This window comes from Geomicrobium sp. JCM 19055 (genome assembly GCF_000698185.1).
GTDB lineage: Bacteria > Bacillota > Bacilli > Bacillales > Marinococcaceae > Geomicrobium_A > Geomicrobium_A sediminis.
Map to the genome: position 1 here is coordinate 19259 of NZ_BAXL01000022.1, position 12223 is coordinate 31481.

The 12223-nt window shown below is 40.0% G+C and carries 15 protein-coding genes and 2 pseudogenes; 9 read left to right on the forward strand and 8 right to left on the reverse strand.

The features are described 5' to 3' along the window. Positions 1-370: 370 nt before the first annotated feature. Both JCM19055_RS30245 and JCM19055_RS30250 read left to right on the forward strand, forming a co-directional pair. Positions 371-1285, forward strand: a complete 915-nt coding sequence (locus tag JCM19055_RS30245; RefSeq protein WP_052366496.1) for an ABC transporter substrate-binding protein — start codon at positions 371-373, stop codon at positions 1283-1285. A gap of 2 nt (positions 1286-1287) precedes the next feature. Further along, positions 1288-1998 carry an ABC transporter substrate-binding protein gene (locus JCM19055_RS30250; RefSeq protein WP_052366497.1) on the forward strand — a complete coding sequence of 237 codons (711 nt, stop codon included), beginning with the start codon at positions 1288-1290 and terminating at the stop codon, positions 1996-1998. 77 nt (positions 1999-2075) lie between these two features. Here the strand turns inward: JCM19055_RS30250 and JCM19055_RS17800 are convergent, their stop codons facing one another. Together JCM19055_RS17800 and fabI are read right to left on the reverse strand one after the other, a co-directional pair. Next, positions 2076-2312, reverse strand: a complete 237-nt coding sequence (locus JCM19055_RS17800; protein ID WP_152549964.1) for a hypothetical protein — start codon at positions 2310-2312, stop codon at positions 2076-2078. 53 nt (positions 2313-2365) lie between these two features. After that, the gene (fabI, locus tag JCM19055_RS17805; protein ID WP_042360715.1) at positions 2366-3148 is read right to left on the reverse strand and encodes an enoyl-ACP reductase FabI; all 783 of its coding nucleotides are present in this window, start codon (positions 3146-3148) and stop codon (positions 2366-2368) included. A 141-nt stretch (positions 3149-3289) separates the two neighbouring features. On the opposite strand from fabI, the pseudogene JCM19055_RS17810 reads away from it, so the two are divergent. Together JCM19055_RS17810 and JCM19055_RS17815 are read left to right on the forward strand one after the other, a co-directional pair. After that, positions 3290-4061, forward strand: a pseudogene (locus JCM19055_RS17810) (metallophosphoesterase). A gap of 38 nt (positions 4062-4099) precedes the next feature. Then, a complete protein-coding gene (locus JCM19055_RS17815) occupies positions 4100-4510 on the forward strand; it encodes a hypothetical protein (RefSeq protein WP_042360716.1) in 411 nt (136 codons plus the stop codon). 32 nt (positions 4511-4542) lie between these two features. On the opposite strand, the pseudogene JCM19055_RS17820 reads toward JCM19055_RS17815, so the two are convergent. The 4 genes and pseudogenes from JCM19055_RS17820 to JCM19055_RS17835 all read right to left on the reverse strand — a co-directional run. Continuing rightward, a pseudogene (locus tag JCM19055_RS17820) lies at positions 4543-5349 on the reverse strand (RluA family pseudouridine synthase); the annotation flags it as partial. Positions 5350-5417: 68 nt separating this feature from the next. Then, the gene (locus JCM19055_RS17825; protein ID WP_042360752.1) at positions 5418-6212 is read right to left on the reverse strand and encodes an NAD kinase; all 795 of its coding nucleotides are present in this window, start codon (positions 6210-6212) and stop codon (positions 5418-5420) included. 20 nt (positions 6213-6232) lie between these two features. Further along, the gene (locus JCM19055_RS17830) at positions 6233-6880 is read right to left on the reverse strand and encodes a GTP pyrophosphokinase family protein (RefSeq protein ID WP_042360718.1); all 648 of its coding nucleotides are present in this window, start codon (positions 6878-6880) and stop codon (positions 6233-6235) included. Positions 6881-6896: 16 nt separating this feature from the next. After that, on the reverse strand, positions 6897-7268 hold the full coding sequence (locus tag JCM19055_RS17835; protein WP_052366498.1) for a hypothetical protein: 372 nt from the start codon (positions 7266-7268) through the stop codon (positions 6897-6899). Positions 7269-7333: 65 nt separating this feature from the next. On the opposite strand from JCM19055_RS17835, the gene JCM19055_RS17840 reads away from it, so the two are divergent. From JCM19055_RS17840 to JCM19055_RS27620, 5 genes are all read left to right on the forward strand, one after another. Further along, positions 7334-7906, forward strand: coding sequence for a CYTH domain-containing protein (locus tag JCM19055_RS17840; RefSeq protein ID WP_042360719.1), 573 nt, complete (start codon positions 7334-7336; stop codon positions 7904-7906). Positions 7907-7963: 57 nt separating this feature from the next. Then, positions 7964-8575 carry a lytic transglycosylase domain-containing protein gene (locus JCM19055_RS17845; RefSeq protein ID WP_042360720.1) on the forward strand — a complete coding sequence of 204 codons (612 nt, stop codon included), beginning with the start codon at positions 7964-7966 and terminating at the stop codon, positions 8573-8575. Positions 8576-8713: 138 nt separating this feature from the next. After that, positions 8714-9097, forward strand: coding sequence for a globin (locus JCM19055_RS17850; RefSeq protein WP_042360721.1), 384 nt, complete (start codon positions 8714-8716; stop codon positions 9095-9097). Positions 9098-9124: 27 nt separating this feature from the next. Then, complete coding sequence (locus JCM19055_RS17855) at positions 9125-10027, forward strand: ClpXP adapter SpxH family protein (RefSeq protein ID WP_052366517.1); 903 nt, start codon at positions 9125-9127, stop codon at positions 10025-10027. Positions 10028-10100: 73 nt separating this feature from the next. After that, entirely contained in the window at positions 10101-10271 is a 171-nt protein-coding gene (locus tag JCM19055_RS27620; RefSeq protein ID WP_193745170.1) for a hypothetical protein, read from the forward strand. Position 10272: 1 nt separating this feature from the next. Here the strand turns inward: JCM19055_RS27620 and JCM19055_RS17860 are convergent, their stop codons facing one another. Beyond that, complete coding sequence (locus tag JCM19055_RS17860) at positions 10273-11400, reverse strand: competence protein CoiA (RefSeq protein WP_042360722.1); 1128 nt, start codon at positions 11398-11400, stop codon at positions 10273-10275. Positions 11401-11498: 98 nt separating this feature from the next. Further along, entirely contained in the window at positions 11499-12158 is a 660-nt protein-coding gene (gene mecA / locus JCM19055_RS17865; protein WP_042360723.1) for an adaptor protein MecA, read from the reverse strand. Positions 12159-12223: the final 65 nt, after the last annotated feature.

Consider the following 12223-nt stretch of genomic DNA (forward strand, 5'->3'; position numbering starts at 1 on the left):
ATCGACATGATTTTACATGGTTCGTTTAATTATATCAATGTTCACTCTGAATACAATATAATCTGTTAATTTTTCTGTCATATTCCTCCGTTTACGATGCGTTCTCTCTTTTAATGTGATTGATATTCGTTTAATGTACACTCATTTCCTCAAGAAAACTATTGGAAACTAATACCTTTCATGTTGCCCCCTTTTACTATACTTAACGAAAATCAATAATACAAAGCTTACAACAGGAATAAATTGTTGTAAATCGTAAATAAATGTATTGTTTTAATATTTTTTTTCGCAAAAAAAGAGTATTGAAAGTTTTTAATTCGTAGTTTATAGTATTTCTAAACTTGTTTTACATTAAAAGGGGGATATAAAATTGCGAAAGTTTAAAAAGTCAAGTGTCGTAACGCTATCATTAGCCGCTACATTGGCACTTGCTGCATGTTCGTCCGATCCAGAAGAGACTGAAGAAACTGAAGGTACTGACGGCGCAGCAGAAGAGACAGAAGAGACTGAAGATGGTGACGACGAGGGTGATGGTGAGGCTGCAGCTGGTGACGGCGGTGAGTTAGTGATCGCACTTTCTGCTGATGGGGTTTCATTAGACCCTCATGGTCAAAATGATAATCCATCTGCTAAATACCGTTCTCTTATTTATGAAACATTAATGACGTTCGACCCTGAAACATATGAGCTAGAACCAGGACTTGCAGAAAGTTATGAACAAATCGACGAAAGTACATTTGAATTTTCACTTCAAGAAGGCGTTGAATTTCATAATGGTGAAGAGTTAACAGCCGACGATGTTGTCGCTACATTTGACAGAATGCTCGATCCAGAAATTGCAGCACCGTCTAGTTTCTTATTTGACATGATTGATAGCGTGGAAGCTCTTGACGAATATACTGTACAAATGACAACTGAATATCCATTTGCTCCACTTCTTTCTCACCTTGCTCATAACGCTGGTGGAATTATTAGTGAAACAGCAATTGAAGCAGATTACGCTGGTGAAATTAACTTAGACATCGGTGAAGGTGAAGCTGGAACTGGTCAATTCGTATTTGATGAGTGGAATGAAGGCGCAGACCTTCGTATGCTTCGTAACGACAACTATTGGGGAGAGCCTGCTAACATCGATAGTGTCTACTTCCAAGTAATTGGTGAAGATGCTACTCGTATCGGTAACTTACAAACTGGTGAAGTTCACGTCGCTGACTTAATTCAGCCAGCACTTGCTGATCAAGTTGAAGCCATTGACGGCGCTAGCTCGTTGCAGTACCAAGCTTAAGCTTGACTTACATTGGTTTCAATACTGAAGCAGAACCTTTTGATGATGTTCGTGTTCGTCAAGCCGTATCTTTAGCTGTTGATAACGATACACTCGTTGAAGGGATTTATGAAGGTTATGGTACAGCTGCAAAAGGTCCTATTAACGATTTAACATTTGGATTTGACGATGGACTTGACGATATCGGTTACGATCCAGATCGTGCACGTGAACTTCTTGAAGAAGCAGGTTATGAGGATGGACTTGATATCACTTTCTCAATGAACTCTGATAACCCTATTCGTCAACAAACTGCTGAAATTGTGCAAGATCAATTAAGTGAAATCGGTATTAATGCAACTCTTGAAAATGTTGAGTGGGGAGCTTACCTCGATCAAACTGGAGCAGGTAATTCTCAAATGTTTATCCTAGGTTGGGTTACTGTAACTGGTGATGCTGACTATGGTATGTACTCGCTTTTCCACTCTAGTCAACATGGTGACCCAGGTAACCGTTCTTTCTATACAAATGAAGAAGTTGATGAGTTATTAGATCAAGCTCGTCAATCTACTGATGATGCAGAGCGTGAAGACCTCTATAGCCAAGTTCAAGAAATTCTAATTGAAGAAGCACCAATGTTTATACGGTTTTCGATGACTTCCGTATCGGAGTTGCTGATTCAGTTGAAGGCTTTATCCAAGTACCAAACGGTCAATTCGACTTATCTGATGTAACAATCTCTGAAGAAGCTGGTGGCTCTAGTTACTAATTTCATCATTAAAAAGCATGCGCAGTATAGCGCATGCTTTTTTTATTGACCATTTAAGCGATCGACTTGTTCATGGATCGTTTGTTGCCATGCATCGTCTTCGGTTGCATAAGCCAAGTAACTCATCGCTTGTAGCTTCTCTTTTTCCCAATAATAGTTTTGTAAATACGTTTTACTTTCATTAAGTTCTGCTCGTTCCATATCGGTTAAAGGACGATAATCCTCTTCAAGGACGAGACGAAGAAAACGTTCTGAAACTGCTGAATACATACCCATCACTCACTTTGCTTCTCTATACGTTTACTAAGAAGCATAGCCAAAACTACAAGCAATTATCCCATACCGATGATATGGTATCCTGCGTCGACGTGGATTGTCTCACCAGTAATTGCCTTAGATAGATCACTCATTAAGAACAGTGCCGTGTCACCAACTTCTTCTGTCGTTACAGTTCTGTGTAAAGGTGCTTTATCTTCAATTTCTTTTAGTACACTATTAAATCCTGCAATTCCTTTAGCAGAAAGTGTACGAATCGGCCCTGCCGAAATCGCATTTACACGAATGCCTTTAGCTCCTAAGTCGTTCGCTAAATATTTCATGCTAGCATCTAGTGCGGCTTTTGCGACACCCATAACGTTATAATTCTTCACAACACGCTCTCCACCTAGGTAAGTCAATGTTACAATTGAACCGCCTTCAGCCATTAATTCGTGGCGATCAATTGCATGAGCAACTGCTGTTAATGAATATGCACTAATGTCATGCGCAAGCTTAAACCCTTCTCTTGACGTTTCAACAAAAAAACCGTCTAGATCTTCGGATTTTGCAAATGCAATACAATGAGCCAGTCCATGAATGACGCCTGCGTCTTCTTTAATTTGTTTAAACGTTGCATCGATTTCTTCATCACTCGTAATGTCACAAGGGTAAATAAAATCTGTTTGTCCAATTGAACTCGCAAGCTCTCTCACATTTTTCTCTAACCGCTCACCAGCGTACGTAAACACAAGTGTTGCCCCTGCATTTGCTAAACTGCGAGTAATTCCCCAAGCGATACTTCTTTTATTGGCAACTCCCATAATGACGTATGTACGTCCTTCTAATGATAAAGCCATCATTCATTTCCCCTTCCGGTTGTATGCACGTTCTAGTACCTGGTCATAATTATAACATAGTCGAAATGAAAAATCACGATACGTTCACTAGAATTCTCCATTTGAAACTGCTATCATTTTTAATCAGAGGTGAATCGTATTATGTCTGAACAGTTCTATGACATCATTGGTGACACACACGGTTGTTATGATGAATGTTTACAATTAATACGAACTTGTGGTTACAAAAATGGAATTCATCCAGAAAACCGTACGCTCGTATTTATCGGAGATATTACAGACCGTGGTCCCGACTCATTACAAATGATTAATCTCGTTCACTGGCTCGTATATGAGCGTAAAACAGCCCTTTATGTTCCTGGGAACCATTGCAACAAATTGTACCGCTACTTTAAAGGCAATCGAGTCGTCATTAATCATGGACTCGAAACGACTGTTGCGGAGCTACATGCCCTCTCTCAAGACGAACATCAACTCATCAAGAGGAAATTTATGCAACTGTATGAGCAGTCTTCGTTATACTTAGTTTTAGATCATGGAAACGTTGTTTGTAGCCATGCAGGCATTAAACGACAAGACATCGGTAAGAATGGACGCCAGATACAATCATTTGTGCTTTATGGTGACGTTGATCATCAATCAACGAAAAAAAGGACAGCCGCCAATACGTCGCGATTGGGCGTTAAATGAAAAGCGAACTATGCCTTGGGTAATATACGGACACACTCCCGTCATTTCGCCAAGAGTCGTTAACGCTACCATTAATATTGATACTGGTTGTGTATTTGGTGGCAAGTTAACCGCTTTTCATTACCCTGAATTAACATTTTCAATGGTTAAATCCAACCAGCCATTACAAGAAGACAAATTTAATTCTTATGAACACGAAGAAACAATCGATGACTATAAGTGAGGAATAGATTATGCAAAAAAACAAAACGAATTTTACCGTTGGCACTAACACTCAGTCTTCTTACTGCTTGTGGTGCTACCCCCAAGCAAACTGATGGAATTGTTCAACATGACCCTGAAGAGTCCGCTCTTTATTTGACGACTGATCCACCTTCTATGACAATCCATGCTCGCATGATCAATGAGGAAGATACGCCAACTGAGGATATTTATTTACACTTTGATGTTGTAGACGAAGATCTTCAAGACGTTATTGATTACGATGCAATCGCTGCAGACGGCGAGGAATTTTCCATTAGCGCTGAAGGGAGTTATGTCGTAAATGCTTCATTCCCTCTTTCAGAACCTATTGAAGAAGAACACGTACTAACTGGAATTGAAGCTTACGTTGAAGACGATGAAGGCAATGAGATTTACCGCTTTACTTTCGAAAACGCTGAAACTGATTAAAAACAACCAGACGCTAAGGCGTCTGGTTGTTTTTATAAGTTGGTATTTAGAAGTTGAACGATGTCTTTTGGAGTAGGTGCATGAAATTGTATTTGCTTTTGAGTAATCGGGTGAACCGTTACATAATTGGCTGCATGCAAGGCTTGCCGATTGAGCTGATTCGATGATGAACCATACAATGTATCGCCTAAAATTGGGTAGCCAATAGCACTTAGATGGACACGTATTTGGTGTGTACGGCCCGTAAACAATTTCACTGATAATACTGTGTACCGTTTATGTTCTTCAATACGTTTAACTATTGTTTTTGCCGGTTTGCCTGTTACCGTCACTTGACGTTCCACAATTGATGAACGATGGCGACCGATTGGTAATGAGATCTTCTTCTCTTCATCTGGAAACTGTCCATCAACAACTGCGACGTAACGTTTATCATGGAAAGACTTTGTTAAAAAGTCATGTGCGTACCGGTGTTTTGCAAACACTACTACGCCACTCGTAAAGCGATCGAGTCGATTTACTGGATGCACTCCAAAATGTTGGTCGCTTATACGCGCATAGTGCATGATGGCTTCTGCTAATGAACGTCCGCGTACACCTTGGGTTGGTAACGTACTCATCCCCGGTTGCTTGTTTACGACAATGAGGTGTTTATCTTCAAATAGAATGTCAATGTCTCGGTTGTTTTCACTAAAATGTTCAGGGTGATCCGTTAATGGCATGCCAACAGTGACGAGATCCCCATTCGTTATCACTGTGTTAACATTTGTTTTTATGCCATTTACACGAAGTTCCCCAAAGCGTTTAATGAGTGTAAGCGTTCGACGTGACATCTTTTTTTTCGTCTTGCAGAAAGTGCTTTAGTAGATGATGCTGTGAACGTACTTCCCATTCCCAATGTAGTAATCTACTCACCAATAAATGACTCTTTTACTCGCTTCCAAAATGGAAACGGACGAAAACGTGCAAAGCGTACGTATTCATCAGAAACGCGGCACTGAATGGATTCAATATCCTTGTTTACGAGCGAATAATGATCAATCGTCATTTGCATACTCACATCATTTAAAGGTTTTAACAAGCACGTATGATGTTCTGGTAGCACGAGTGGTGAACCGATTGTTCGGTAGACACGATTGTTAATCGATGCCATTTCAGCAATTTGCATTGAAGCGAGTGATGGATGTAAAATCGCTCCTCCTAATGCTTTGTTGTACGCCGTACTCCCAGAAGGTGTAGAAATGCACAGTCCGTCTCCACGGAATGTCTCAAACACTTCTCCTTTAATCTCAACGTTACAAACGAGTGATCCTTCTGTCGTTTTAACTGTGCATTCATTAAGCGCCAAATGGCGATCTGATGATCCTGCACGATGATAACGAACCGTAACTTCAAGTAACGGGTACTCCACAACTTGGAAAGGGGTCTTTGCAATATGGATAACCAATTTTTCTGCTTCATCCGGGATCCAATCTGCGTAAAAACCTAAATGTCCTGTATGTACACCAACAAAACAGGTATGTTGAAGCCGATGCTTATGCTTATGAAAAGCTTCAAGTAACGTTCCATCTCCCCCAACTGATATAACAATCTCGGGTTCTTGTTCATCTTGTTGTAACTGATGCTCATTTAAGCCTTTACGAATTAACTCAGCAATCTCATTAGACGTGTCATCGCCACGAGATGTGACGTCGTATTTCATGTTCACGAGTTCCCTCCTTATCATCCGTTCTTAAATGATGTTCGATGTTCACCTTGCCTTAGTGCAATGATCGACTGTGCCTCTCGCACTTCACCTTGTATTTTTGACATTTCTTCATCCAAATTATAAGCAGCTTCAGAAGCACGATACAATCGCTCTTTAATATCGTCTGGAATTTCACCACGATATTTATAGTTCAAAGAATGCTCAATCGTCGCCCAGAAATTCATTGCCATCGTTCGCACCTGAATTTCAACGAGAATATGCTTCGTTCCTTTAATCGTATGAACTGGATAATCAATCACCATATGGAATGAACGATACCCACTCGATTTCTTTTCCTTTATATAGTCACGCTCGTTAATGATCGTAATGTCTTTACGACTTCGAATCATGTCTACAATCGTATCGATATCTGTTACAAATTGGCAAACGATACGGATCCCAGCAATATCTTGCATCCGCTGCTCTAATTCACGTAAAGGTATGTTTTTCCGTTTCGCTTTTTCTTCAATGCTACCAATTGGCTTTACCCTTCCAGTGACAAACTCAATCGGTGTATGTCTAGAAGAGCGTTGGTATTGCTCACGTAAACTTCTTAGTTTCACTTTTAATTCTTCAACGGCTTGTTTATACGGTTGTAAGTCTAACTCCCAATTTTCCATCATACACCTTCTCCCTTAGTCACTTTCTTTCGAGAAAATGTTTCACCACAGCGTCAGCCATTTCGCTTCCGTAGTTATTATTATCTGGGATATTATCAAGTAAATATTCCATTTCATCTTGAAAAGAGTCAAGCAATAACTCTTCTTTACCTAGATAAACGGGATAATGGTGTTCATAAATTTCTTCGAGTATTGGCCAAAACATCTCTGGCAACCTAACTTGATAAAATGATCCTTCGTTTTCAACGACATAGACGAACGCTAATTCATCCGAATCAGCTAACATTCGCTCAGCATCTTTAAATGAGGATACTTTAAACGAATCGTCTTTCGGAATGATCATCGCTTTTTGATCGACAATTGCAATTTGATCTACGGTTATATTGGACATAAATGCTAATCTCCTTTGCTTACTACTCCTAGATTATGACATAATGCAACAGGAGGTTGATGATCATGACAACTCATGAAGAATTTGAAATTGAAGCGAAACAATTACTTACAGTTGATGAGTTTACAAAGCTATGTAACCATTTCAAGCTAAAAAAAGAGGACTTTCAGTCACAGCACAATCATTATTTTGACACAGGAAGCTTTCAAATAAAAGAACGAAACGCCGTGTTACGCATTCGCGAAAAATTAGGAAGCTATGTGCTCACCTTGAAAGTTAAAGAAAAAGGTGGCTCTTTGGAGCGGCATGAAACTCTTCATACGAATGAATTGCCACAAAGCGATCAGTCTCAGTTACTCACTTGGCTGAAAGAGCAATGGTCTATAGAAAGCACTCAACTTATCCATTTAGGGTCTTTAGAAACCAATCGTGCGAGCATTCCATATGAAGGCGGGACGTTGTTCTTTGATCAGAGTCGCTATCTAGGGGTAGATGATTATGAACTAGAATTCGAAGGCACGTCAAAACAACATGTCGACTCCGTAATGAATACGATCCAGTCATCATTTAACTTGTCAATTACCGATGAACCTGATCCGAAAGTCAAACGCTTCTTCAAACGGAAAGAAAAGCTATAAAAACGATAAAACATTTGCTATAGTCAAAGTATACTACAGAATAAGGAGCGGGTTGTATTGAAAGCTATCCATCCTTTGTCACACCTTCCCACGACATCTTCACTAAAGGCACCGAGTATTGTAAAAGAGCAAACGGCAACGTTATCTTTTGCGTCCATTTTGCAATCGTTACAAACGCAATCGATTCACAGCGGAATAGCTACAGATGACCAAAACATGAGCCCACCTACATTCCCAACGCTTCTACATGGTAATGTAACAGATGGGATGCCTAGCTCATTACCGACAACGCCTTTCAATACTTACATCCAAGAAAGTGCTGCTAAATATGGTGTAGATGAACGACTAATTTATGCAATTATTGAAAACGAATCATCGTTTAACCCTAACGCTACTAGTCATGCAGGTGCGCAAGGGTTAATGCAACTCATGCCTGGTACTGCACGATCATTAAATGTCGACAATCCTTATGATCCAAGAGCGAATATTGATGGTGGTACTCGATACATACGCGACATGTTGAATCGCTACAATGGGGATGTAACACTCGCTTTGGCTGCTTACAATGCTGGGCCTGGTAATGTTGATCGTTACAATGGTGTTCCTCCATTTAGGGAAACAGAGCGGTATGTTCCTAAAGTACTAAACACATATAATGGACTTGCCTAACTTATTAATTAAGAAGCATGAACTGTCATTATGAACGACCGACAGTTCATGCTTCTTTTTGTCCAGTTCGTACTATTTGCCGAGATCTTCACTCGTTGCTACAATGATAATAGTTCGTTATAAGGGAGCTAACAAGTTATGACATCCATTCAACCAACGTCATTATTTGAACGTCTTGGCGGAACAGAAGCTCTTGAGCGAGTGATTGGGACCTTTTATGATTACGTCTCTGAGCATCCTGATCTTAGTCCATTGTTTCCAGAAGAATTAACCGAAACGAAGCGGAAACAAGTTCAATTTATGACACAATTCACAGGGGGACAACCCTTATATACTGCAGAACATGGGCATCCGAGACTTCGGGCAAGACATTTACCATTTGAAATTACACCGAGGCGCGCAGAAGCATGGCTCGTATGTATGAAGCTTGCCATCGAGGATCATGACCTACCACAAGAAGCTTCAGAAGAATGGTTTCATCGATTAACACTTACAGCTTCACACATGGTAAATCAACATTAGATCTTGAAAGGGGGATGTACCTTGGTAATGACAAAAGAACAGTGCAATTATTATACAGGGACTTGCGGTGAGGCTGATGGCGAACAACGAGAGCACCTCATCAACGATCATCGTGTAGAAATTTATGTATTTACTGATCCTCTTTGCCCACTCTGTTGGGGCATTGAGCCGAAACTAAAGAAATTACTCAATGAATATAATCAATATATTAAAGTACGGTATGTAGTCATGCCCGAAAACGCAAGTGCACGAATTCATGAGCAAAACCAACGTACACTTTCAGATCTATGGGACATTACGAGTACGCAAACAGGGATGTGTTGTGACGGAGATTTCTGGTACGAGAATCCGATTTCTGTTCCTGAAACACCGTCGATTGCTATAAAAGCAGCAGAGATGCAAGGCAGACAATGTGGACTGCGCTTTTTAAGACGCGTGCGAGAAGCGTTATTTCTAAACAAGCAAGATGTGACAGACGACCATGTCTTACTCAAGTGTGCACAAGAAGCGGGTCTAGATGAGATTGAATTTCAAAAAGACTTTCATTCTGACTTAGCTAAACAAGCATTAGAAAGTGATCTTCGCACGAAGAATGAAATGGGAGTCAGTGAAGTACCTTCTATGATTTTCTTTAATGATTGTATTGAAGATGCAGGTGTGATGATCTCGGGGCTACATTCTTATGATGTGTATGAAGATATTCTCACTGAGGTATTAGGGAAAACACCAGTGCCCGAGATGAAACATGATTTATTGTCGTTTGTCAGGCATTATTCACTCGTTGCAACCGCAGAAATTGCGGAAGTGTTTGATTTGACGACAAAAGAAACCAAATCAGCCATGAAACGACTACAACTTCAACAAAAAGTTGAATGTGTTCCTGTAAAGCACGGTGAATTTTGGAAATACAATTGTCGAACGGAAGAGTGATGACTCTTCCGTTTTTTTTAGCATGTTTACCGTTACTACGTACATATACTGTACTTAGATTGGAGGTAGCATGATGAAACCATTCGTTTTAGGAATTACAACAATCGTAGTTAGCTACGTTCTCTTTCTAATGTCTGTACTTCGGTTTATTCCCTTATGGGTTGCTGTTCCATTGCTATTCATATCTATTTTGTTTACCGTTCATTTGTTCAATGAACGTAAACGATTTAAAGGCTTTTCTTAAATTAACCGAGCTCTGCTCTCGTAATGGAGCAGTTCGAATATAAAAAGCACGTTTGATCGTAACGATGACCTTCATCAGCTGACTTTGGGAATGGGTGAGTCACTCCTCGATTCGCCAAGGTGGTCATTCGTTTATACAAATAAAAATATTGAACCATTGCGAGTTCCGCCTGGCGTTCGGTAATTTGCAATTGTTTTGCTATTTCTGATCTTTCCCCTTCAATCCATTCCTCTAAACCTTGATCTTGATGCTTTTGCAAGTTTAAATAGACGTACAATTGCCAAATTAACGGGGGTTCATTAATATAAACTTGTGCCGGAACGTACCATCCAACTTCTGAAGGATGTAAGTGGATTGGACACCGGGCAGCCAATAGCTCCTCCTGCACGAGTAACGACAACCCTTTTGCCAGTTGCCTCTTCCCATAACGGCACTCATTTTTATAGATCAGTTGACCAGATAATTGCTCTAAATTAACGGAGGATGGTTGAATGATCTTTTTGAAACTGGAATATGTGTAAGGCAGTGATTCTGTAAATGCAGAGGATTTCCGAGGAGAAAGATAACTCACAAGTGTTACCATTTGCAACTGCTTTCCGATGAACAACAAACGAGGATAAGAATGCGGGAAAACACTACACGTCTCAAGTTGCCACTCTTGCAAATACACAGAACTTGATGACCGATGCAAATACCGCTCTGGCAAAACCCAAATGACTTGAATTCCATGGTTAAAGTAGTTAGACGAGCGTCGTTTAATTTCTTTTCTTTCAATTGCTGAGCATTGTACTTCAAACACATATACCGTCCCATTTATAACGCACCAGACATCCGGTCGTTGATTGACATCGGGCAACCACTTCTCAATTTCTAGATCATCGGCAAAAGGACGCAACCACTCATACAATTGTTGTTTACCTTGCAAATGCTTTTCTGTCTCTTCTTCTTTCTTCGAACAAATCGATTGGCTTGTATGCGCAAAATGAGGTCGCTTAGCAAGTCCATTTTTGTAGATCACTTCTTCATGACATTGGGGGCAATGCCATGTAGTCGCTCGCATTTTTGTTGAATCCTTTTGTAAATGCAAAAGACAAATCGTTTCACCATGACTATTAATCGCTGTGAACATTGTCCACTTCCTCTCATAACCCCTTTAACTAATAGGTAATTCGTCATAGGAATAAAAAAATCCTGCAAAAAAAGCAAATCCAGTTGGATTCACTTTTTTTATGAGAAGTGCGTGGATATGACATGCAATCCATTTTCACTAACAATTGTATTGCCGTATTCTTTAATACGATAAATCGATACGTCTGATTCATTTCCAAACTCTAACACGCGACTTAAAATATTGTCTTGCTCATCTTCATCGTAGAAATCATCAAATTCAATATGCAAGTAATACGTGTTCTCCATTGAGTAAACTTCATTTTTAACTTGGTTCAATGTGACGGACTGACTCAATCGAATCAAATCTTCAAAATCAGCAAACGCAATGACGATACTTAACGGATCTTCAACAGTTGCCGCTTCTCTTTCCTTCTTACGACTACGTAACTGCTCATCAAGCATATCTACAATGCTTTCATCCATATCATCATCTCGGTCTTTAGAAACAGGGATTTCAAGCTTCACATTGCCATCATTCATCTGGCCACGTGTAACGACAATCTCCAGTCCTTTATCAAATGCCTGAACTTGAATCCATAGAGGGCCTTCAATCTCGAAATTCTCGTGATCATGCGCTTCATTAATCATCTCAAAGAAAAACTCTTCTCCACGCTCACGATTGTACCAGATCTCTTCGCTGTCAAAACCTCTATCCTCAATATCAGCATAGGTAATATAAAATTTAATGGTTGTATCATTAATTCTTTCTATTTCCACGATTTCTCCCTCCTCGGGTTAAAGTGGATGCTCACATTCTTCATGGAGATGTGTTCGTGGTCTCT

Bases quoted from the DNA above. Each gene is read 5' to 3' on its own strand.
- JCM19055_RS17835 (WP_052366498.1), bottom strand. From the start codon at position 7,268: ATGTCCAATATAACCGTAGATCAAATTGCAATTGTCGATCAAAAAGCG.
- JCM19055_RS17860 (WP_042360722.1), bottom strand. From the start codon at position 11,400: ATGTTCACAGCGATTAATAGTCATGGTGAAACGATTTGTCTTTTGCAT.
- JCM19055_RS17830 (WP_042360718.1), bottom strand. From the start codon at position 6,880: ATGATGGAAAATTGGGAGTTAGACTTACAACCGTATAAACAAGCCGTT.
- JCM19055_RS17825 (WP_042360752.1), bottom strand. From the start codon at position 6,212: ATGAAATACGACGTCACATCTCGTGGCGATGACACGTCTAATGAGATT.
- fabI (WP_042360715.1), bottom strand. From the start codon at position 3,148: ATGGCTTTATCATTAGAAGGACGTACATACGTCATTATGGGAGTTGCC.
- JCM19055_RS17855 (WP_052366517.1), top strand. From the start codon at position 9,125: ATGACAAAAGAACAGTGCAATTATTATACAGGGACTTGCGGTGAGGCT.
- JCM19055_RS17850 (WP_042360721.1), top strand. From the start codon at position 8,714: ATGACATCCATTCAACCAACGTCATTATTTGAACGTCTTGGCGGAACA.
- JCM19055_RS27620 (WP_193745170.1), top strand. From the start codon at position 10,101: ATGAAACCATTCGTTTTAGGAATTACAACAATCGTAGTTAGCTACGTT.
- JCM19055_RS17840 (WP_042360719.1), top strand. From the start codon at position 7,334: ATGACAACTCATGAAGAATTTGAAATTGAAGCGAAACAATTACTTACA.